Origin of the sequence: Micromonospora craterilacus, from assembly GCF_003236315.1 — a bacterium.
In the GTDB taxonomy this organism is placed as follows: Bacteria; Actinomycetota; Actinomycetes; order Mycobacteriales; family Micromonosporaceae; genus Micromonospora; species Micromonospora craterilacus.
The window spans coordinates 1-20,523 of the sequence record NZ_POTY01000119.1; the positions used below are offsets into that span (position 1 = coordinate 1).

The window sequence follows — 20,523 nt, forward strand, 5'->3', positions numbered from 1 at the left end:
GTGCCACGCTGCGCCCCCCGGCCCCCGGGCTGCGCGACCTGTCCCGGGGTGAGCCCGATGCGCGCCTGCTACCACCGCTCGGCCCGCATCTGGGTGCACTCGCCGACTCCGTCGACCGCCCGGTCAGCTACTCCGACGCCGGGGTGCTACCCGACCTGGCCGAGGCGGCCCGGGCACGGCTCACCGCCGACGGGGTGCCGGCCGGGGAACTCACCCTCACCGGTGGCGCGCTGGACGGCATCGAGCGGCTGCTCGGCGCGCAGCTGCGACCCGGCGACGCGGTGGCGGTGGAGGACCCAGGCTGGGCCAACCTGCTCGACCTGATCGCCGCGCTCGGGCTGCGCGCCATCGGCGTACCGGTCGACGACGACGGCCCGCTGGCCGCCGGGGTCGAGGCCGCGCTCGACGCCGGCGCCCGGGCGCTGATCGTGACCAGCCGGGCGCAGAACCCCACCGGCGCCGCGGTCTCCGCCGACCGGGCCGCCCAGCTGCGCGGCCTGCTCGCCGACCGGCCCGACCTGCTGCTGATCGAGGACGACCACGCCGCCGAACTGGCCCGGGTACCCCTGCGTCCGCTCGCGGGCGCCACCCGCAGCTGGGCCTTCCTCCGGTCGGTGAGCAAGCCCCTCGGCCCTGACCTGCGGCTCGCCGTGCTGATGGGGGACGAGACGACGGTGGCCCGGGTGGCCGGCCGGGCCCAGGTCGGTGCCGGCTGGGTCTCCACCGTGCTGCAGCGGCTGGTGCTGTCGCTCTGGCGCGACCCGGCGGTGACCGCGCTGGTCGACCGGGCGGCGGAGAGCTACGAACGGCGACGCGCCGCCCTGGTCGCCGCGCTGGCCGACCTCGGCCTTGCGGCCCACGGACGCAGCGGCATCAACGTCTGGGTACCGGTGGACGACGAAACCAGCGCGCTGACCGCCCTGCGTGACGCCGGCTGGGCGGTCGCGCCGGGCGCGCTCTACCGGATCGCCGGCGCGCCGGGGCTGCGGATCACCGTCAGCGACCTGGACGAGGCGGAGATCCCGGCGCTCGCCGAGGCGGTGGCCCGGGCGGTCCGGCCCGCCGCGTCACCGGGCTTCACCGTCTGACCGGCACCGGCCCGGCCGGCTGGACCCGCCGCAGGCCGGTCCAGCCGCACGGGTTCCCGTCGCTGCGGGCGTGACCGGTCCCCAGGTGGGTACGCGGGGCACCGGAGGTGGACGACCATGGCTGGTTCGGGGTCGAAGAGGGGTGTCTGGATCGCCGTCATCGTGGCGGCGATCGTGCTCGTGATCCTGGTGATCGCGCTGATATCCCGCGGCGGTGGCGGAGGCGGCGGGTACTGACGGTGTCACCCGGACCCCGGCCCTACCCGGGCATCGTGCTCGCAACGGGTATATAACAGTCGCCATGGCCGAGACCGAGACCGCACCGGGCGCCCAGCAGTTCATCCCGCCCCAGGCCGACACGCTCGACGACCTGCGGGCCGCCGCCACCGGATGCCGCGGCTGCGAGCTGTACCGGGCCGCGTCGCAGACCGTCTTCGGCCGGGGCGACGCCAGCGCCCGGGTCGTCTTCGTCGGCGAGCAGCCCGGCGACATGGAGGACCAGAAGGGGCTGCCCTTCGTCGGTCCGGCCGGCCGGCTGCTGCGCCGGGCCGTCGACGACGCGGGACTGGACCCGGGGCACATCTATCTCACCAACGCGGTGAAGCACTTCCGCTTCGAGCTGCGCGGCAAGCGGCGCATCCACCAGACCCCGGACCGGGTGCACATCACCGCCTGCCGGCCCTGGCTGGTCGCCGAGTTCGCCCAGCTGAACCCGGAGGTCGTCGTCGTGCTCGGGGCGACCGCCGCGAAGGCGCTGCTCGGCCCGACGTTCCGGGTCACCCGCCAACGCGGCGAGCTGCTGCCCTGGCCGGCGTCGGCCCAGCACCCCGAGGATTTCCAGCAGGTCCCGGTGGACAGCGCCGGCCGGACCACCGACGTGCCGCCGGCCCGACTGCTGGCCACCATCCACCCGTCCGCCGTGCTGCGCGCCGACAACCAGGACGTGGCCTACGACGGGCTGGTCGCCGACCTGACCATCGCCGCCCGCGCCCTCGCCGGCTGACCTCGGGAGCTGTCGGCGGGACCGTGGCGCGGCGGTGGCGGTGCCACACTTGCCGCCATGCAGCAGCATCTCTACGACCGTGACCACGACGAGTTCCGCGAGCTGTGCCGCACGTTCCTGGCCCGGGAGGCGGTGCCGCACCACGAACGCTGGGAGGCCGACGGGATCGTCGACCGGGAGGTGTGGCGCAAGGCCGGCGCGGCCGGGCTGCTCGGGCTGGACGTCGACGAGGGGTACGGCGGTGGCGGGCAACGGGACTTCCGGTACAACGCGGTCCTGGTCGAGGAGATCGTCGCCGCCGGCTGCTCCGGGCTCGGTTTCGGCCTGCACAACGACGTGGTGGCGCCGTACCTCACCGAGCTGGCCACCGACGAGCAGCGCCAGCGCTGGCTGCCCAGGTTCTGTTCCGGTGACCTGGTCACCGCGATCGCGATGAGCGAGCCGGGAGCCGGCTCCGACCTGGCCGGCGTACGCACCAGCGCGGTCCGCGACGGCGACGACCTGGTGCTCAACGGGCAGAAGACGTTCATCACCAACGGCGAACTGGCCGACCTGGTGGTCGTGGTGGCACGTACCGCCGACGAGGGCGCGCACGGGGTGAGCCTGATCGCGGTGGAAACCGGCACCCCCGGCTTCACCCGGGGCCGGCGGCTGGCCAAGGTCGGGCTGAAGGCCAACGACACCGCCGAGCTGTTCTTCGACGACTGCCGGGTGCCGGCGGAGAACCTCATCGGCACCGAGAACCACGGCTTCTACCACCTGATGGCCAACCTGCCCCGGGAACGGCTGAGCATCGCGGTCGCCGCGGTCGCCGCCGCGGAGAAGCTGCTCGCGCTCACCCTCGACTACGCCCGTACCCGGGAGGCGTTCGGCCGGCCGATCGGGAAGTTCCAGCACAACCGGTTCCTCCTGGCCGAGCTGGACACCGAGGTCACCATCGCGCGGACCTTCCTCAACCACTGCGTCACCGAGTTCAACGCCGGCCGGCTGTCGGTGACCGACGCGGCCAAGGCCAAGTGGTGGACCACCGAGTTGCAGAACCGGGTCGCCGACCGCTGCGTGCAACTGCACGGCGGCTACGGCTTCATGCTGGAGTACCCGGTGGCGAGGGCCTGGCTGGACGGTCGGGTGCAGACCATCTACGGCGGCACCACCGAGATCATGAAGGAGATCATCGGGCGCGGTCTGGGACTGTGACGAGACCAGGGAGACGATTCTGTTGAGCACTGACCTGACGACAACTGCGCCGGCACCGGCGCCGCCCGACGCCGCGTCGATCCAGCGGCGTACCCTGCGCCTGCTCTGCACCACCCAGGTCATGGGCGGGATCGGGGTCACCATCGGCTTCGCCGTCGGTGCGCTGCTCGCCGCCGAGATCGCCGGCGTCGCGGTGGCCGGTCTGGCGCAGAGCGCCGCCGTGATCGGTGCCGCGCTGCTCGCCATCCCGGTCACCCGGATCATCACCGGGCACGGCCGCCGCCCGGGCCTGGCCTTCGCGTACGCCGTCGGCGCCGTGGGCGGGGTGCTGGTCTTGCTGGCCGTGGTGACCCGGTGGGTGCCGCTGCTCTTCCTCGGCATGCTGCTCTTCGGCGGTGGGTCCGCGGCCAACCTCCAGGCCCGATACGCCGCGGTCGACCTCGCCGACCCGGCCCGTCGGGCCCGGCAGCTGTCACTGGTCGTCTGGGCCACCACCATCGGCGCGGTGGCCGCCCCGAACTTCGCCGCGCTCGCCGATCGCACCACCAGCGGCTGGGGACTGCCGGCGTTGTCCGGCCCGTTCGCGTTCAGCGCCGTCGCGTTCGTGCTCGCCGCCGGCGTACTGCTGGTGTGGTTGCGGCCCGACCCGCTGCTCACCGCGCGCCGGCTCGCGGCGGCCCGCTCCGGCGAGGCCGCACGGGGTGGCGGCCCGGTGGCGCCGGGTGGCGGCCCGGTGGCGGCCGAGCCGGTCGCGGCGCCGGCGCCGTCGGCCCGGCGCGGCGCGGGCCTGCGCGCCGCCTGGTCGGTGGTACGCGCCCGGCCGGCGGCCCGGCTCGGCATCGCCGCCGTGGCCATGGGCCACCTGGTGATGGTGGCGGTGATGGCGATGACCCCAGTGCACCTGCGGGAGTTCTACCCCGTCGAGGAGGTGCTGCCGGTGGTCGGGCTGGTGCTGAGCCTGCACATCGCCGGCATGTACGCGCTGGCGCCCGTGGTCGGCTGGCTCGCCGACCGGCTCGGCCGGCGCCCGGTCATCCTCGGCGGGATCGGCACGCTGCTGGCCGCCTGCGCGGTCGCCGGCACCGCCGGGCACCACACCCCTCGGCTCACCGTCGGGCTGGTGCTGCTCGGGCTCGGCTGGTCGGCGACCATGGTGGCCGGCTCCACCCTGCTGTCCGAGTCGGTGCCGGACCGGGTACGCCCCAGTGCGCAGGGCCTGTCCGACCTGGTCATGGGGCTGGCCGGAGCGCTGGCCGGCGCGGTCAGCGGGTTTGTCGTGCAGGTGGCGGGTTATCCCGTGCTGACCCTGCTCGCCGCGGTCGCGGTGACCCCCCTGCTGGCGCTAGCGTTGCGGCCGGTGCCGGTGGGCGCACCGGACGAGGAGGACTGACCGTGCGGCTGACCGACTTCTGGACGCGGCTGGAGGAGGCGTTCGGGCCCGGGTACGCGGCCAGCATCGCCAGCGACCAGGTGCTGACGCAGCTCGGCGGGCGGACCATCGAGCAGGCGCTCGCCGCCGGTGAGCAGACGCACGTGGTGTGGCGTGCGGTGGTCGCGGCCTACCCCGACCGGGTGCCCGCCCGGCTACGCTGAGCACCCGATTCGCTACTTCCGCGTGTCGCTTGCCGACTCGTACATCTGTTCGGCTATTGTCCACAGCGGGGTGCTCGTCCACAGGCCACGGCCCGTCGGCTGGTTTTCTGTCGGACCTAGCGCCTAGCGTGTCCCGCGTGACGCGAAGCTCAGGAAAGACGCCGGCGAAGGCAGGGGTGGCAACCATGGCGGCAGGGCCTGACCGGGAGAAGGCGCTCGACCTTGCTCTTGCTCAGATCGACAAGCAATTCGGCAAGGGATCGGTGATGCGGCTGGGGGAGCGGCCGGTCGTCCAGACCTCGGTCATTACGACCGGTTCCATCGCGCTCGACGTCGCGCTCGGCGTGGGCGGTCTGCCGCGCGGCCGGGTCGTCGAGGTCTACGGCCCGGAGAGCAGCGGTAAGACCACGGTCGCGCTGCACGCGGTGGCCAACGCCCAGCGGGCCGGCGGCATCGCCGCCTTCATCGACGCCGAGCACGCGCTCGACCCGGAGTACGCCAAGGCCCTCGGCGTCGACACCGACGCCCTGCTGGTCTCCCAGCCGGACACCGGCGAGCAGGCGCTGGAGATCGTCGACATGCTGGTCCGCTCCGGCGCGATCGACATCATCGTGATCGACTCGGTGGCCGCGCTGGTGCCGCGCGCCGAGATCGAGGGCGAGATGGGCGACAGCCACGTGGGTCTCCAGGCCCGGCTGATGAGCCAGGCGCTGCGGAAGATCACCGGTGTGCTCAACAACACCGGCACCACCGCGATCTTCATCAACCAGCTCCGCGAGAAGATCGGCGTCATGTTCGGCAGCCCCGAGACGACGACGGGTGGTCGGGCGCTGAAGTTCTACGCCTCGGTCCGGCTCGACGTGCGCCGCATCGAGAGCCTCAAGGACGGCACCGACGTGGTCGGTAACCGCACCCGGGTCAAGGTCGTGAAGAACAAGGTCGCCGCGCCGTTCAAGCAGGCCGAGTTCGACATCATGTACGGCAAGGGCATCTCCCGCGAGGGTTCGCTGATCGACGTCGGCGTCGAGCAGGCGATCATCCGCAAGTCCGGCGCCTGGTACACCTACGACGGTGATCAGCTCGGCCAGGGCAAGGAGAAGGCCCGCGAGTTCCTCCGCGAGAACCCGGACGTGGCTGCGGAGATCGAGAAGAAGATCCTGGAGAAGCTCGGCGTCGGGGTCGGCGCGGGCGACGCCGCCGGTGGGCCGGAGCTGCCGCCGGTCGACTTCTGATCCTGACCGGTGGCTGGACGACGCGCCCGCACGGGGCGGGGCTGGGATGCCAGTCCGCCCCGCGCGGGTGACACCACGCCGCGTCCCCGCCGGGGGCGCCCCGCCGCCGAGAGCGAGGCCGCGCCTCGCGGTGAGGCGGGATCGGGCCGGGAGGCGGCTCCGCCCCGGGACGAGGCGGAGGTGGCCCGGGAGATCTGCCTGCGGCAGCTCGCCGTCCGTCCGCGTACCCGTGCAGAGCTGGCCGGGGCGCTGGCCCGACGGGGCATCTCCGAGGAGGCCGCGACCGAGGTCCTCGACCGGTACGACGAGGTCGGCATCATCGACGACGCCGCGTTCGCCCGGGCCTGGGTGACCAGCCGGCACGCCGGTCGAGGGCTGGCCCGCCGGGCCCTCGCCAACGAACTGCGCCAGCGCGGGGTCGACGGCGACACCGCCAGCGAGGCGCTCGGCGAGCTGGACGAGACCACCGAGGCGGAGACCGCCCGCGCCCTGGTGGAGCGCAAGTTGCGTACCGCCCGAGGCGAGCCGGACGCGGTGTTCCGGCGGCTGGTCGGCATGCTGGCCCGCAAGGGCTACCCGCCGGGCGTGGCCATCCGGGCGGTGAAGGACGCCCTCGCGGCACAGAGCGCGGAGGCGGCCGAGTTCGCCGAGCAGATCGACGCCGACGCCCTCACCGCGGCCGAAACCGAAATCGACCGCTGATCGGGCCCAGGCTCTTTTCACCACGGTGGCACCCGTCCCACGGCGCCGCCGCTCCCGTCGATCATGAAGTAGGCGGAGTTTGATCTTCAAGCCCCGCCAGCTTCTTGATCAGCCGGATGGGAGGGGGTGGGGCGAGGGGTGAGCAGCGATGATGGTCGCTGCGGGCCTGGTCGAGGCGTCTTGTTTGTCCGCCGGCGCCCGGCTCTTCGTCGGCGCAGGGTGACCGGACAACTTCTCTCCGTCCGGGTGGTTTGATCATGACTTCTTGACCGGAGGCCGCCGGAGACCTAGCCTCGCCATAAAGGCTCACATTGCCCGACCAAGCGCAGGCTAAGCGCACAACATAGATCGCGTAACAGAACAGCATCACTTTGGCCGTACCGTCGGCCGTTGACGTCAGCTCCGGACAGGCCGGTCCGGTGCCGACGAGACATCGCACCCGGCCCGCCGACCGTCCCTCGGACGCCCGTCGGCGGAGGAAGCCATCCCACGGCCAGGCGCTCCGGTCGGGCGTCCAGAGCCGTAGGAGCGTGCCCACAGGCAGGCTTCTGCGGCGCGACGTTCAGGGGAGGCGCGCCATGTCGAGGCGGCACAGGTCCACCAGGTGGCCGGCATGAGCGGGGAATCGAGCGCGCCCGGCGCTACGGAATCCGGGGCCACCGACGACGGCGAGCAGCGTTCTGGAGCTGCGGCATGAGCGCCTTCGACGTCGTACTGCTGACCGCCGTGCTGGTGCTGACCCTGGTGGTGCTCGGCGCGGTGTTCTTCGGCCTCCGGGTGTTGCGCGGGCTCCAGGCGCGTCCGGCACCGGAGGATCCCGCCTACATCGCCGAGAAGGACCGCCAGGAACAGTCCCTGGCCGCGCTGCGTACCGCCGCCGACGAGGTCAACAGCACCATCGACGTGGCGAAGTCCGCCGCGGCGGCGGCCCGCACCGAGGCGGCGGCGGCCAAGGCGGAGGCGAAGGCCGCCCGGTCGGAGGCGCGCCGGGTGCTCGACGACGCTCGCGCCGAGGCGGACACCGTCCTCGAACGAGCCCACAAGCAGGCCGAGACGGACGCCGAGCAGCTGCGTACCGCGGCCCGGCGCAGCGGCGAGCGGGAGGTGGCGGTGCTCGCCGCGACCACCCGCGAGCAGGCCGCCGAGGCGGAGCGGCGGGCGGCCCGGATGGACGAGCGGGAGCGGCTGCACACCGAGGAGGTGGAGCGGCTCGCCGAGCGGGAGCGTCAGCTGACCGCGACGAGTGCCGCCCTCGCCGCCCGCGACACGGCGCTCGCTGCCCGCGAGGGCGAGCTGGCCGAGGCGGAGCAGCAGCGGCGTCGCGAGCTGGAGCGGGTCGCCGGGCTGACCGCCGACGCCGCGCGGGCCGAACTGGTCGAGGCGATCGAGACCCAGGCCAAGCGGGAGGCCGCGCTGCTGGTGCGGGACATCGAGTCCGACGCCCGGTCGACCGCCGAGCAGCGGGCCCGGCACATCGTGGTCGACGCCATCCAGCGGGTGGCCAGCGAGCAGACGGCCGAGAGTGTGGTCAGCGTGCTGCACCTGCCGGGCGACGAGATGAAGGGACGGATCATCGGCCGGGAGGGCCGCAACATCCGGGCCTTCGAGTCGGTCACCGGGGTCAACCTGATCATCGACGACACGCCCGAGGCGGTGCTGCTGTCCTGCTTCGATCCGGTGCGTCGGGAGGTCGGCCGGCTGACGTTGGAGAAGCTCGTGCTGGACGGCCGGATCCATCCGCACCGGATCGAGGAGGTGCACGAGCTGGCCCGGCAGGAGGTCGACCAGCTGTGCCGCCGGGCCGCCGAGGACGCCCTGGTCGAGGTGGGCATCACCGAGATCCACGACGAACTGGTCACGCTGCTGGGCCGGCTGCGCTACCGCACGTCGTACGGGCAGAACGTGCTCAAGCACCTGGTCGAGACCGCGCACATCGCCGGCATCATGGCCGCCGAGCTGCGCCTGGACGTGCCGTTGATCAAGCGGTCGGCGTTCCTGCACGACATCGGCAAGGCGCTCACCCACGAGGTGGAGGGCAGCCACGCCATCATCGGCGCCGACGTGGCCCGCAAGTACGGCGAGAGCGAGGACGTGGTGCACGCGATCGAGGCGCATCACAACGAGGTCCCGCCGCAGACCGTCGAGGCCGTGCTCACCCAGGCGTCCGACGCCTGTTCCGGGGGCCGGCCGGGGGCGCGGCGGGAGAGCCTTGAGGCGTACGTCAAGCGGCTGGAGCGGATCGAGGAGATCGCGGCCGGCAAGCTCGGCGTGGAGAAGGTCTTCGCCATGCAGGCGGGCCGGGAGATCCGGGTGATGGTCAAGCCCGACGACGTCGACGACATCGGCGCGGCGGTGCTGGCCCGCGACGTGGCCAAGCAGATCGAGGAGGAACTCACCTACCCCGGCCAGATCCGGGTCACGGTGGTCCGCGAATCCCGCGTCACCGAAATCGCCCGCTGAGGTGTAAGGAAGGGCCCCTTCTTAACGCCTCGTGCATAGCAAGGGCCCCTTCTTAACGCCGCGCGCCGGGGCGATCGCGGGTAGCGGCGGGCAACAGCGGGAACGCGCTGCGGCGCCGGCCAACCTGGCCGGCGCCGCAGCGTTGTTCAGTTCAGCCCTGCGGCTCCGTCACGCGCCCGCCGTCCCCGCAGTGGAGTCCATGACGACCGGCCCGGCCTGCTTCGGGATTCGGAAGGCGCGGCGCGCGGAGCGCCGGTCCAACCAGCCGGCGAACGCGGTGAGCAGCGAGTTGATGATGATGTAGATGACCGCCATCACGATCGCTGCGGCGATGATGTTGCCGTAGTTGGCAGAGAGGTCGTTGACGCCGCGCGCGAGCAGCTCGGGGTAGGCCACGATGTAGCCGAGCGCGGTGTCCTTGAGCAGTACCACCAACTGGCTGACGATGATCGGCAGCATGGCTCGGGCCGCCTGCGGGATCAGGACGATCCCCATGACCTGGGACTTGCGCATGCCGATCGCGTACGCCGCCTCGGACTGCCCGCCGGGCACGGCCCGGATACCGGCCCGGAACGCCTCGGCGAGCACCGACCCGTTGTAGAGGGTCAGGCCGATCACCACGGCCCAGAACGCGGGCACGGGGCCCTGGATGAGGAACGGCAGGCCGTAGAAGACGAAGAAGATCATCAGCAGCAGCGGTACGGCCCGGAAGAACTCCACCACCGCGCCGGCTGGGACGCTGATCCACCAGTGCTCGGAGAGTCGCCCGACCGCGAAGATGATGCCGAAGGCGAGCGAGAGCATCATGCCGACCCCGGCCGCCTTGAGCGTGGCCCAGAGGCCCGGCAGGATGAACTGCGTCCAGGTCTTCGGCTCGGCGAACGGCTTCCACAGCCACGCCTCCAGCTGGTTCGCCTGGTCGAACTTGGTGTAGATCCAGTAGACCAGCCCGAGCAGGGCGACGCCGAAGATCACGCTCAGGACGGCGTTGCGAACCTTGGCGCGTGGCCCCGGGTGGTCATAAAGGACGCTGCTGGTGCTCATCAGCGCTTCACCGCCAGACGGTTGGCCAGCCAGCCGAAGAAGTAGCCGGTGGGAATGAGGACCGCCGCGAAGGTGCCGGCGAAGACCAGGAAGATCGGGATGACCGCGTCACCGTTGAAGTTGATCAGATCCTTCATGATGGTGGAGGACTCCGCCAAACCGATGGTGCCGACGATGGTGGCGTTCTTGCAGAGCGCGATCAGGATGCTGCCGAACGGCGCGATCACCGCGCGCGCGGCCTGCGGCAGCACCACGATCCGCAGCGTCTGTGCGAAGGACAGCCCGATCGCCCGGGCCGCCTCGGCCTGCCCGGTCGGCACTGTGTTGATGCCCGAGCGCACCGCCTCGCAGACGAACGCGGCGGTGTAGGTGGACAGGCCGACCACGCCGAGCCAGTAGATGTTGCGGAAGAGGTCATCCGACAAGGTCAGCCCGAGGGTGACGAACAGACCGAAGTAGCAGAAGAAGATGACCAGGGTGAGCGGGGTGTTGCGGAAGATGTTGACCCAGGCTGCGCCGAAGCCGCGCAGTACGGGTACGGGGGAGACCCGCATCGCGGCCAGCAGCACGCCGAGCACCAGCGCGCAGACCGCGGACGCGCCGGTCAGCTTGAGGATCCAGAGAAAGCCCGACAGGTACGCGTCGAAGTTCTTTGGATCAGTGAATACGTGCATGCTTCGGCTCCCGGGGCACGTGATGGCGGCCGGTGACAGGCCGGAGCCGGCACCCCGATGGGATGCCGGCTCCGGTGCCGGTCAGGCTGCGCCGCAGTGGGTCAGCTTGGTGGTGTCCAGCTCGGGCGCGGGGGTGCCGCTCGCGCCCAGGGTGTTGTCCCAGGCGGCCTTGTAGCTGCCGTCCCCGGCAGCGGCCTTGAGGATCTCGTTGACCTTCTCGCAGCCGGTGGTGTCGTTCTTCTTCAGGCCGATGCCGTACGGCTCGTCCGAGAAGGTGCTGCCGACGACCTTGAACTTGCCGGCGTACTGGCTCTGCGCGGCGTAGCCGGCGAGGATGATGTCGTCGGTGGTCACCGCGTCGACCTGACCACCCTCCAGCAGCGGCAGGCACTTCGAGTACGCGTCGAACTGCTGCAGCTTGGCGTCCGGGTAGTTCTCCTGGATCCGCTTGGCCGGGGTCGAGCCGCTGACCGAGCAGACCGTCTTACCCGCCAGCTGGTCCGGGCCGGTGAGCGTCGAGTCCGCCTTGACCAGCAGGTCCTGGCCGGCGACGAAGTACGGGCCAGCGAAGTTGACCTTCTGCTTGCGCTCGTCGTTGATGGTGTAGGTGGCCACCACCAGGTCGACCGTGCCCTGCTCGATGAACGGCTCACGGTTGGCCGACACGGTGGTCTTCCACTCGATGTTGCCCTCGTCGACGCCGAGGCCCTTCGCGATGATCTTGCCGATCTCGATGTCGAAGCCCTCGTACTTGCTGCCGGTCTGCAGGCCCAGGCCCGGCTGGTCGGCCTTGACGCCGATGACCAGCTTCTTCTGGCTCTCGGCCTTGCCCACGATGCCGGTGGCGCCCGTGCCGGAGCCGCCCTCGTCGCTGTCCCCGCCGCAAGCGGCCATCGCGACCGCGAGGCCGGCAACGGCGGCAACAGCCGCCATGCGCTTCATTCGCATACTTGTTCTCCTTCTTCGACTGGAGTCTGCCGGGTCACGGCCGCTCCACTACGGACGCCTAGTGCGTGAGGATCTTGGAGAGGAAGTCCTTGGCGCGCTCGCTGCGCGGGTTGGCGAAGAACTCCGCCGGGGCCGCGTCCTCGACGAGCTTGCCGTCGGCCATGAAGATGACCCGGTTCGCGGCGTGCCGCGCGAACCCCATCTCGTGGGTGACCACGACCATCGTCATGCCGTCGCGGGCCAGCGAGGTCATCACGTCCAGCACCTCGCCGACCATCTCCGGGTCGAGCGCGCTGGTGGGCTCGTCGAAGAGCATCGCCTTGGGCTGCATGGCCAGCGCGCGGGCGATCGCGGCGCGCTGCTGCTGGCCGCCGGAGAGCTGTGCCGGGAACTTGCCGGCCTGGTTCGCGATGCCCACCCGGTCGAGCAGGGCCAGACCCCGCTCGCGGGCCGCCGCTGGCTTCTCCCTGCGTACCTTGACCGGACCGAGCGTGACGTTCTCGAGGATCGTCTTGTGCGCGAAGAGGTTGAACGACTGGAACACCATGCCGACCTCGCTGCGCAGCTTGGCCAGCGCCTTGCCCTCGGCCGGCAGCTCCTGCCCGTCGAAGGTGATGGTGCCGGAGTTGATCGGTTCCAGTCGGTTGATCGTGCGGCACAGGGTCGACTTGCCGGAGCCGGACGGGCCGATCACCACGACGACCTCGCCGCGGCCCACCGACAGTGAGACGTCGTCCAGCACGTGCAGCGGCCCGAACCACTTGTTGACCGAGTCCAGCACGATGAGCGGTTCGCCCGTCGCCACGTCGTCCACCGTCCCTCGTTGCCCATCGAGGGTCGGTCGACCCTCGGATAGCGGCCACTGTAGGCGGGGTGAAGTGGCGGAACACAACCCAGATGGTCACGGAGCGGTAACACCGTTTCCGGATCGGCCCCCCGCGTCCGAAATTGCCCGCTCCGGGTGGCGCTCACGGGAAGTGACGGAGATCATGTGGGGATGACCGAGCCCGTGCGCCTGACCCGGTACGCCCGCGGCGGCGGGTGCGCGTGCAAGATCCCACCCGGTGAGCTGGAGGCGATGGTGGCCGGCCTCGGCCCCGCCACCGACAGCGCCGACCTGCTGGTCGGGCTCGACCACGGCGACGACGCCGCGGTGGTCCGGCTGGACGAGCGGACCGGCGTGGTGACCACAGCGGACTTCTTCACCCCGGTGGTCGACGACGCGTACGACTGGGGGCGGATCGCCGCGGCCAACGCGCTGTCCGACGTGTACGCGATGGGCGGCCGCCCGCTGGTCGCGCTCAACCTGCTCTGCTGGCCGCGCGAGGTGCTGCCGCTGGAACTGGCCCGGGAGGTGCTGCGGGGCGGCCAGGCCGTGGCCGGCGCCGCCGGCTGTCTGCTGGCCGGCGGGCACAGCGTCGACGACGACGGCCCGAAGTACGGCCTGGCGGTCACCGGGCTGGTCCGGCCGGAGGAGCTGATCACCCTCGACGCCGGGCGGGCCGGGTTGCCGCTGTCGCTGACCAAGCCGCTCGGGGTCGGCGTGCTCAACACCCGGCACAAGAACACGGGCGAGAGCTTTCCCGAGGCGGTCGCGGCGATGACCACGCTGAACCGGGACGCGGCGGTGGCGGCGGTGGCGGCAGGGGTGCGCTGCGGTACCGACGTGACCGGGTTCGGCCTGCTCGGCCACGCCTCGAAGCTGGCCCGCGCCAGCCGGCTCACCGTGGCGATCGACATCGCCCGGGTGCCCTTGCTGGCCGGTGCCTGGGAAGCGGTCCGCGACGGGTACGTCAGCGGTGGCTCTCGCCGCAACCTGGAGTGGGTGACCCCGTGGACCGACTTCGGCCGGGCCGGGGACGCGGACCGGCTGTTGCTCGCCGACGCGCAGACCTCCGGGGGCCTGCTGGTGGCCGGGGAGTTGCCCGGCGCGCCGGTGATCGGTGAGCTGTTGCCGCGCAGCGAGCACCTGGTCGTGCTGCGCTGACCGCCGCCACCACGCCGCCCTGCGGCGAGCCGCTGCGCGGAATCAGCACCATACCCGATAAACTGTCATCTTCCCGCTACTCAGAGCGATGAGGTCCGGGGAAATTCTGCCCAGAATGGTCACAGACCGGTAACTTGCCCCCGGCTAGGGGCAAATGCACCCCACCATCGTCTGTAAGGCCCGATCCGGAGGCCGGTGGGACGAGCACAGCGAGGAGGCGGCGTGACCGAGCTGTGGAACTGGAGAATCGACCAGGTGCGACCGGTGGAGGTCTACCCGGCGCTGGCCGACGCGCTCGGTCGGGTGGTGATGCCACTGGCGGTGGCCGACCCGGCCCGGCTGCCGAAGTACGCGGTGGTCTGCGACGTATGGCAGGCGCCGGGCGAATTCGCCACGATCGTGGACTGCTACGGCGTGCCCGACGGGCTGCCCGAGTTGCCCACCATCGCGGCGCTGGCCCGGCTGCTCGACCGCAACTGCCTGCTGCGTGACGACACGCTCGACGAAACCCGGCACCTGTTGGTCGCCCCCGACGGCAGCATCCGCCCGGTGCACTTCGACGTGCGGGAGACCGACGACGGCGAGGTCCTGAGCGAGCGCCGGCTGTGCACCGAGGCCGACCCGCGCTGCCGGGGCTGGTCGCGCTGCCACCGATCCCGTTGGGCACCCGACTCGGTGAACCCGGCCCTCGCCGCCGCCTGAGGTGTTAAGAAGGGGCCCTTCCTCTACCGCAGGCGTTAACAAGGGGCCCTTCCTTACATCCGTCAGCTTGCGGGGGCGGGGCGGGGGGTGCCGCGTACCACCAGCTCGTCGAGCAGGGTGCTGGTGGCCGCCGCGACCGCGGCCACCGCGGCGTCGAACGCGGCGGCGTTGTGCGCCGCCGGCGCCCGGAATCCGGAGATCTTCCGGACGTACTGCAACGCCGCGGCCTGGACGTCCGCGTCGGTGACCTCCGGGGTGTACGGCTCACGCAGGGTCTTGATGCTTCGGCACACGGCTCCTCCTCATTCCGTCCGACCACTCGGTCCCGGATACGCTGTGCACGTCATGACTACCGCAGCGGCGGGCGGCCCGCGCACCTACCAGGTGCGAACCTACGGCTGCCAGATGAACGTCCACGACTCCGAGCGCATTTCCGGCCTGCTGGAGCAGGCCGGCTATATCCGCGCGGGCGAGGCCGACGACACCCCGGACGTGATGGTGTTCAACACCTGCGCGGTCCGGGAGAACGCCGACAACCGCCTCTACGGCAACCTCGGTCATCTGCGCCCGGTCAAGGACCGGCACCCGGGGATGCAGATCGCGGTCGGTGGCTGCCTGGCCCAGAAGGACCGCGGCGACATCGTCCGCAAGGCGCCCTGGGTCGACGTGGTCTTCGGCACGCACAACATCGGGTCGCTGCCGGTGCTGCTGGAGCGCGCCCGGCACAACGCCGCCGCCGAGGTGGAGATCCTCGAATCCCTCGACGTGTTCCCGTCCACCCTGCCGACCCGCCGCGAGTCGACGTACGCCGGCTGGGTGTCGATCTCGGTGGGCTGCAACAACACCTGCACCTTCTGCATCGTGCCGGCGCTGCGCGGCAAGGAGAAGGACCGCCGCCCCGGCGACATCCTGAGCGAGGTGCGGGCGCTGGTCGACGAGGGCGTGCTGGAGGTGACCCTGCTCGGGCAGAACGTCAACTCCTACGGCGTCGAGTTCGGCGACCGGTACGCCTTCAGCAAGCTGCTGCGCGCCTGCGGGGAGATCGACGGGCTGGAGCGGGTGCGGTTCACCAGCCCGCACCCGAAGGACTTCACCGACGACGTGATCGCGGCGATGGCCGAGACGCCGAACGTCTGCCACTCGCTGCACATGCCGTTGCAGTCCGGCTCCGACGACGTGCTGCGCGCGATGCGCCGGTCGTACCGGTCGGAGAAGTATCTGGGGATCATCGAGAAGGTCCGGACGGCGATGCCGGACGCGGCGATCACCACCGACATCATCGTCGGCTTCCCCGGCGAGACCGAGGCGGATTTCGAGCGCACCCTGGACGTGGTCCGCGCGGCCCGGTTCTCCTCGGCCTTCACCTTCCAGTACTCCAAGCGCCCGGGCACGCCGGCCGCGACCATGGACGGCCAGCTGCCCAAGCAAGTCGTGCAGGAGCGGTACGAGCGGCTGATCGCCTGCGTCGAGGAGATCACCTGGGCGGAGAACAAGAAGCTGGTCGGCGAGACCGTCGAGGTGCTGGTCGCCGTCGGCGAGGGCCGCAAGGACGAGCGCACCGGCCGGATGTCCGGCCGGGCCCGGGACGGCCGCCTGGTGCACTTCGCGACGGGGGCGAACGCGGGCTCGATCCGCCCCGGCGACATCGTGCACACCACGATCACCTACGCCGCCCCGCACCACCTCAACGCCGACGGTGAGCCGCTGTCGCACCGCCGCACCCGGGCCGGTGACGCGGCCGAGGCGGGGCGGTCGCCGCGTACCCCCGGGGTGTTGTTGGGGCTGCCCACGGTCGGCGCGCCGACCGTGGCGCCCGCGCCGACGAGCGGCTGCGCGGTCACCCACTGAGCCGGTCGGGGCCCGGCGGCCGGGCCCCGACCGACCCGCGCGGTCAGACCGAGATCCGACCGGCGCCCGCGCCGCCCGTCACGATCGACTTGACGTTGCTCGCGGTGTCCAGGGTGTACGAGTACGGGATGCCGGCCACGCTGCCGCCGGTCTGCCCGCCGCCCGAGTTGACGAAGTGGTTGTTGCGGGCCACCAGCGTGCCCGGGCCGGAGCTGCCCTCGCCCAGGTGGTACGGGTCGGGGGTGTTCTCGAAGTAGTTGCCCTCGACCAGTACGCCGGCGTTCATGGTCGACGCCACGCCGTAGCCACGGACGTTGCCGTAGTAGTTGTTGTAGACGTGCACCGGGTTGCCGAAGCGGACCCGGGGGTGGCGTTGGTTGCTGCCGTCGAACCAGTTGTGGTGGTAGGTCACCCGCAGCCGTCCGACGTCCTGGCTGGCGTTGTCGTCGCTGTGTCCGAGCAGCATCGACTTGTCGTGGCTGGACACCCGGTTCCAGGACACGGTGACGAAGTCGGAGCCGCGCTTGATGTCGACCGCGCCGTCGTAGCCGTTGCTGAAGGTGTTGTGGTCGATCCAGATGTTGGTGGCCGACTGCTCCACGTTGATCGCGTCGTCGTCCCAGTTCCGGAAGGTCAGGTTGCGGATGATCACGTTGCGGTCGCCGTTGATGGTGAAGCCGCAGCCGGCGATGGTCGCGCCCGCGTTGCCGAGGACGGTCTTGTTCGACCGGACCCGCAGCATCCCGGAGCAGGTGATGGTGCCGGAGACCCGGATCACCGCCGCGCTGGTGGAGCCGAGGGCGCTGGTCAACGCCGAGGCGGTGCTGACCGTGGTGCTGGCCGCGTTGCCGCCGCCGGTGGTGCCGCCGTTCTGGGTGGCCCAGCCGACCAGCCCGGTCTGGGCGGGCGGGTTGGTCGGCGGAGTGGTGCCGCCACCGAGCCGGATCAGTTGCCACTGCTGGTTGGCGCCGTCGAGGTCGGCGTACTGCGAGACCATGCCGCCGTCACCGGTGGACCACTGCCACACCTCGAGCGCCTTCTTGCTGTGCCGGTTGACGAACCGTACGTCGCCGTTGGCGGAGTCCTTGAGGGTCCAGTGCTGCTTGGTGTCGCTGCTGGCCGTGACCTGGGTGACCTGCACGCCGTCGTTCGAGTTCGGAACGGTGACGACCTTGCCCGAGTGCCGGTTGCGCAGCTGGTAGTAGCCGCTGCCCACGTCGACGAACTGGAACTGCTGGTTGTTGCCGTCGCCGGGGGTGAACTGCCGGATCTCGCCGCCGTCGGCGGTGGACCAGTTCCACAGGTCCATCGCCTTGCCGCTGTTCCGGTTCACGAACACGTAGTAGGCGCTGGTGTCGACGGTCGCGGCCGCGGCCGGGGCGACGGTCACCGCGACGAGCGCCGCGGGCAGCGCGACCGCCGTCGCGGCCAGTGCCGCCATCCGTCGGGTCAGGCGACGCTTGACGATTGCAAGCACGGTCCTTCTCCTCATCCTCGGGTACGTGGAACGGGTCGGATGGCGCGTCGGCGCGTCGCGGACCGGCTGCCGGCGCCGGCCCGGATGCGTCCGCGACGCGGGCTGCCGCGGCGGGGTGGATGGTGGTGCGACGCCGTGGCGCACGCCTGGATGCGTCATCCCGTGCGGTCGGCAGGTTTCGCCACAGCATCACGGGCTGCCGTGCCCAGCGGCAGCGATGCGATGGCGGTCGCAGGATGCGCCCTGCCGTCGGATGAACTGGTCGGAACGGCTCCCGTGCCGCACCCCGGAGGGTGGGCAAACGCTTTCCTCAGGTAACCACAGATAGGCGTCGATGTAAATGTCGTACGTTCACATCGCCGTGACCAGCGGCTGAGCGAACGGAAAAGCCCCCGGTCCCGCATCGGGGACCGGGGGCTCCGGACGTACGGCTCAGCCGGCCTGCTCGGCGAGCTGGAGGAACTGCCGCTTCGAGGCGAGCGCCTGCTCGGCCTCCTTGATCCGTCGGGTGTCCCCGGCGGCCTGGGCCCGGGCCAGCCGCTCCTCGGCCTCCGCCACCTGTGCCCGCATCTGGGCCAGCAGCGGGTTGTCCTCCCGGGTGGTCCGGCGCCAGGCCGAGTCCATCACCTCGCGGACCTTCTCGTCGATGACGCGCAGCCGGCGCTCCAGCCCGGCGGCCGCCTCGCGGGGCACCCGGCCGGCGTCGTGCCACTGCGCCTGGATATCCCGCAGCTTGGCCTGGGCGCTCTTGGGGTCGCCGTCGACGTCGAGGGCCTCGGCCTCGGCGAGCAGCGCCTGCTTGCGCTCCAGGTTGGCGCGCTGCTCGTTGTCGCGGGCGGAGAAGACCTCGCTACGCCGGGTGAAGAAGGCGTCCTGTGCGGCCCGGAACCGTTCCCACAGCCGCTGCTCGGCCTCCTTCGAGGCGCGGGGCGCGGCCTTCCACTGGTTCATCAGGTCCTTGAGCTGGTTGGCCGTCGCCGCCCACTCGGTGGAGTCCTTGATCTTCTCGGCCTCGGCGACCAACTCTTCCTTGACCGTCTGCGCCTGCTTGCGCTGGGAGTCCAGCGAGGCGAAGTGCGCACCCCGGCGCCGGGTGAAGCCGTCCCGGGCGGCGGCGAACCGCTTCCACAGCTCACCGTCGGTCTTCTTGTCGACCCCGCGGATGGCCTTCCACTCGTCGAGGATCTCCTTCAGCCGGTCGCCGGCGGTCTTCCAGCCGGTCGACTCGGCGGCCAGCTTCTCCGCCTCCTCGACCAGGGTGGTCTTGCGCGCCAGGGCCTCGCTGCGGGCGGCCTCCTTGGCGGCCCGGGCCTCGCCGGCCTTCTCCTCGGCCACCGTGGCGAGCTTGTCGAGCCGGGCGGCCAACGCGTCGATGTCGCCGACCACGTGCGCTTCGGCCAGCGAGGCGCGGATCCGCCGGACGGTGGCCAGGGAGTGGTTGGCGTCCGCCGCGCCCGAGTTGAGCCGGGCCTCAGTCAGATTCACCTCGGTCACAAGGTCGGCGAAGCGGCGTGCGAAGTGTGCCAGCCCCTCCTCCGGTGCTCCCGCCTGCCAGGATCCGACCACCCGCTCGCCCTCGGCGGTTTTCACGTAAACGGTGCCGTCCGCGTCCACCCGTCCGAAGGCAGTCCAGTCGCTCATGTGCCCATCCTCGTTCTCCCGGCGCCCAGGGAGCAGCCCCGGACGCCGCCACGGCGCAGCCAAGTTTCTCCGGGCATTGTCACAGGTGTGCCCCGGTCCGCGTCGAGCGCCTATCGCCGACCGTGACCATACGGTGTCCTAGCCCCTCGCCGGCATCATCCGGTACGGCGCGCCACCCTGAGCCGTACAGCGTACGGTACAATGTACGGCGAGGCGCCGGTGGGGCGCCGGCGAGGAGAAGCAGATGACCCAGTCCCGTAGCACCATCACGCCGCCGGCCGACCCGGGGTTCGCCCCCGCCCCCGACGACCTGGCCGCCCTGGACGAGTGGTTCCGTCAGTACGACGCGCTCGCCTCGGCCGGCGACGCGGAGGGCACCGCCGATCTCGCGATGTTCCCGCTCAACACCGTCACCGACGACGCCGCGGGCGAGGGCTCGGCGCGCCAGCTCACCCGCGCGGAGTACGTCGAGATGATGCGGGGCGTGCTCGGCGCGGGCGGCGACGTGACGATGGAGTCCCGCCGCACGCCGTACTTCCTCACCGCCAGCCTGGTTCTGGTCTTCACCGACGCCGAGTTCACCATCGACGGGGCGACCCAGCGGGTCCGTTACGCCGACCTGCTGGTCAAGTCCGGTGGGCAGTGGCGGTTCCAGACCATGATCCAGGGCGGCTGGGGCGGCCAGCCAGGCTGAGCCCCGTCCAGCGGCGGCAGCGCGCGCTCGAACGGTGGCGGACGCCGACGGCAGCGGGTCCGCGCTCGGGCCGGAGACGCCGGCGGACGCTGACGGCAGCGGGTCCGCGGTCGGGCTGAAGACGCCGGCGAGGGCGATCGGGCCGGTCGGGGCGATCCGCGGCGGCACCCGGTCCCGCCGTGCCGATACGGTTGCCGGACGCCACTGGTCGCCGCCGCCGTCTGCCCCCACCC

Annotated in this window: 19 protein-coding genes; 12 read left to right on the forward strand and 7 right to left on the reverse strand. The window is 71.5% G+C overall.

The annotated features are described in order from the left end of the window. From C1I95_RS18940 to rny, 8 genes are all read left to right on the forward strand, one after another. Window positions 1-1,088, forward strand: a 1,088-nt coding sequence (locus C1I95_RS18940) for an aminotransferase class I/II-fold pyridoxal phosphate-dependent enzyme (protein WP_111215152.1), incomplete at its 5' end; no start/stop codon positions are given. Window positions 1,089-1,389: 301 nt separating this feature from the next. Continuing rightward, the gene (locus tag C1I95_RS18945) at window positions 1,390-2,091 is read left to right on the forward strand and encodes a UdgX family uracil-DNA binding protein (protein ID WP_111215153.1); all 702 of its coding nucleotides are present in this window, start codon (window positions 1,390-1,392) and stop codon (window positions 2,089-2,091) included. A gap of 57 nt (window positions 2,092-2,148) precedes the next feature. After that, a complete protein-coding gene (locus C1I95_RS18950; RefSeq protein WP_111215154.1) occupies window positions 2,149-3,288 on the forward strand; it encodes an acyl-CoA dehydrogenase family protein in 1,140 nt (379 codons plus the stop codon). Between the two features lie 22 nt (window positions 3,289-3,310). Then, the gene (locus tag C1I95_RS18955) at window positions 3,311-4,678 is read left to right on the forward strand and encodes an MFS transporter (RefSeq protein ID WP_111215155.1); all 1,368 of its coding nucleotides are present in this window, start codon (window positions 3,311-3,313) and stop codon (window positions 4,676-4,678) included. Between the two features lie 2 nt (window positions 4,679-4,680). Continuing rightward, window positions 4,681-4,881: a DUF3046 domain-containing protein gene (locus C1I95_RS18960; RefSeq protein WP_111215156.1), complete on the forward strand. Its 201-nt coding sequence runs from the start codon at window positions 4,681-4,683 to the stop codon at window positions 4,879-4,881. Window positions 4,882-5,066: 185 nt separating this feature from the next. Beyond that, entirely contained in the window at window positions 5,067-6,113 is a 1,047-nt protein-coding gene (gene recA, locus C1I95_RS18965) for a recombinase RecA (RefSeq protein ID WP_111215157.1), read from the forward strand. A gap of 9 nt (window positions 6,114-6,122) precedes the next feature. Further along, window positions 6,123-6,815 carry a regulatory protein RecX gene (locus tag C1I95_RS18970; RefSeq protein ID WP_111215158.1) on the forward strand — a complete coding sequence of 231 codons (693 nt, stop codon included), beginning with the start codon at window positions 6,123-6,125 and terminating at the stop codon, window positions 6,813-6,815. Window positions 6,816-7,508: 693 nt separating this feature from the next. Continuing rightward, window positions 7,509-9,275 (forward strand): ribonuclease Y, encoded by a 1,767-nt coding sequence (rny, locus tag C1I95_RS18975; protein ID WP_111215159.1) that lies wholly within the window; start codon window positions 7,509-7,511, stop codon window positions 9,273-9,275. 168 nt (window positions 9,276-9,443) lie between these two features. Here rny and C1I95_RS18980 read toward each other — a convergent pair whose 3' ends face one another. From C1I95_RS18980 to C1I95_RS18995, 4 genes are all read right to left on the reverse strand, one after another. After that, a complete protein-coding gene (locus C1I95_RS18980; RefSeq protein ID WP_111215160.1) occupies window positions 9,444-10,319 on the reverse strand; it encodes an amino acid ABC transporter permease in 876 nt (291 codons plus the stop codon). Beyond that, on the reverse strand, window positions 10,319-10,993 hold the full coding sequence (locus C1I95_RS18985; RefSeq protein ID WP_111215161.1) for an amino acid ABC transporter permease: 675 nt from the start codon (window positions 10,991-10,993) through the stop codon (window positions 10,319-10,321). The genes C1I95_RS18980 and C1I95_RS18985 overlap by 1 nt, the downstream gene beginning before the upstream one ends. 81 nt (window positions 10,994-11,074) lie before the next feature. Further along, a complete protein-coding gene (locus C1I95_RS18990; protein ID WP_111215162.1) occupies window positions 11,075-11,941 on the reverse strand; it encodes a glutamate ABC transporter substrate-binding protein in 867 nt (288 codons plus the stop codon). A 58-nt stretch (window positions 11,942-11,999) separates the two neighbouring features. Then, entirely contained in the window at window positions 12,000-12,755 is a 756-nt protein-coding gene (locus tag C1I95_RS18995; protein WP_111215163.1) for an amino acid ABC transporter ATP-binding protein, read from the reverse strand. A gap of 183 nt (window positions 12,756-12,938) precedes the next feature. On the opposite strand from C1I95_RS18995, the gene selD reads away from it, so the two are divergent. Together selD and C1I95_RS19005 are read left to right on the forward strand one after the other, a co-directional pair. Beyond that, complete coding sequence (gene selD / locus C1I95_RS19000; protein ID WP_111215164.1) at window positions 12,939-13,928, forward strand: selenide, water dikinase SelD; 990 nt, start codon at window positions 12,939-12,941, stop codon at window positions 13,926-13,928. A gap of 222 nt (window positions 13,929-14,150) precedes the next feature. Continuing rightward, complete coding sequence (locus C1I95_RS19005) at window positions 14,151-14,630, forward strand: hypothetical protein (protein WP_111215165.1); 480 nt, start codon at window positions 14,151-14,153, stop codon at window positions 14,628-14,630. A gap of 62 nt (window positions 14,631-14,692) precedes the next feature. Here the strand turns inward: C1I95_RS19005 and C1I95_RS19010 are convergent, their stop codons facing one another. Next, entirely contained in the window at window positions 14,693-14,923 is a 231-nt protein-coding gene (locus C1I95_RS19010; RefSeq protein WP_111215166.1) for a DUF2277 family protein, read from the reverse strand. A gap of 52 nt (window positions 14,924-14,975) precedes the next feature. Between C1I95_RS19010 and miaB the strand changes: the two genes are divergently transcribed. After that, window positions 14,976-16,478, forward strand: coding sequence for a tRNA (N6-isopentenyl adenosine(37)-C2)-methylthiotransferase MiaB (gene miaB / locus C1I95_RS19015; RefSeq protein WP_111215170.1), 1,503 nt, complete (start codon window positions 14,976-14,978; stop codon window positions 16,476-16,478). 43 nt (window positions 16,479-16,521) lie between these two features. On the opposite strand, the gene C1I95_RS19020 is transcribed toward miaB, so the two are convergent. Both C1I95_RS19020 and C1I95_RS19025 read right to left on the reverse strand, forming a co-directional pair. Beyond that, complete coding sequence (locus C1I95_RS19020) at window positions 16,522-17,955, reverse strand: pectate lyase family protein (RefSeq protein WP_111215167.1); 1,434 nt, start codon at window positions 17,953-17,955, stop codon at window positions 16,522-16,524. A gap of 432 nt (window positions 17,956-18,387) precedes the next feature. Further along, window positions 18,388-19,596, reverse strand: a complete 1,209-nt coding sequence (locus C1I95_RS19025) for a DUF349 domain-containing protein (protein ID WP_111215168.1) — start codon at window positions 19,594-19,596, stop codon at window positions 18,388-18,390. Window positions 19,597-19,840: 244 nt separating this feature from the next. On the opposite strand from C1I95_RS19025, the gene C1I95_RS19030 reads away from it, so the two are divergent. Continuing rightward, window positions 19,841-20,290, forward strand: a complete 450-nt coding sequence (locus C1I95_RS19030; RefSeq protein ID WP_111215169.1) for a nuclear transport factor 2 family protein — start codon at window positions 19,841-19,843, stop codon at window positions 20,288-20,290. Window positions 20,291-20,523: the final 233 nt, after the last annotated feature.

Coding starts and splice junctions, on each gene's coding strand:
- C1I95_RS18945 (WP_111215153.1), top strand. CDS start 1,390: ATGGCCGAGACCGAGACCGCACCGGGCGCCCAGCAGTTCATCCCGCCC.
- C1I95_RS18950 (WP_111215154.1), top strand. CDS start 2,149: ATGCAGCAGCATCTCTACGACCGTGACCACGACGAGTTCCGCGAGCTG.
- recA (WP_111215157.1), top strand. CDS start 5,067: ATGGCGGCAGGGCCTGACCGGGAGAAGGCGCTCGACCTTGCTCTTGCT.
- rny (WP_111215159.1), top strand. CDS start 7,509: ATGAGCGCCTTCGACGTCGTACTGCTGACCGCCGTGCTGGTGCTGACC.
- C1I95_RS18980 (WP_111215160.1), bottom strand. CDS start 10,319: ATGAGCACCAGCAGCGTCCTTTATGACCACCCGGGGCCACGCGCCAAG.
- C1I95_RS18985 (WP_111215161.1), bottom strand. CDS start 10,993: ATGCACGTATTCACTGATCCAAAGAACTTCGACGCGTACCTGTCGGGC.
- C1I95_RS18990 (WP_111215162.1), bottom strand. CDS start 11,941: ATGCGAATGAAGCGCATGGCGGCTGTTGCCGCCGTTGCCGGCCTCGCG.
- selD (WP_111215164.1), top strand. CDS start 12,939: ATGACCGAGCCCGTGCGCCTGACCCGGTACGCCCGCGGCGGCGGGTGC.
- miaB (WP_111215170.1), top strand. CDS start 14,976: ATGACTACCGCAGCGGCGGGCGGCCCGCGCACCTACCAGGTGCGAACC.
- C1I95_RS19025 (WP_111215168.1), bottom strand. CDS start 19,596: ATGAGCGACTGGACTGCCTTCGGACGGGTGGACGCGGACGGCACCGTT.
- C1I95_RS19030 (WP_111215169.1), top strand. CDS start 19,841: ATGACCCAGTCCCGTAGCACCATCACGCCGCCGGCCGACCCGGGGTTC.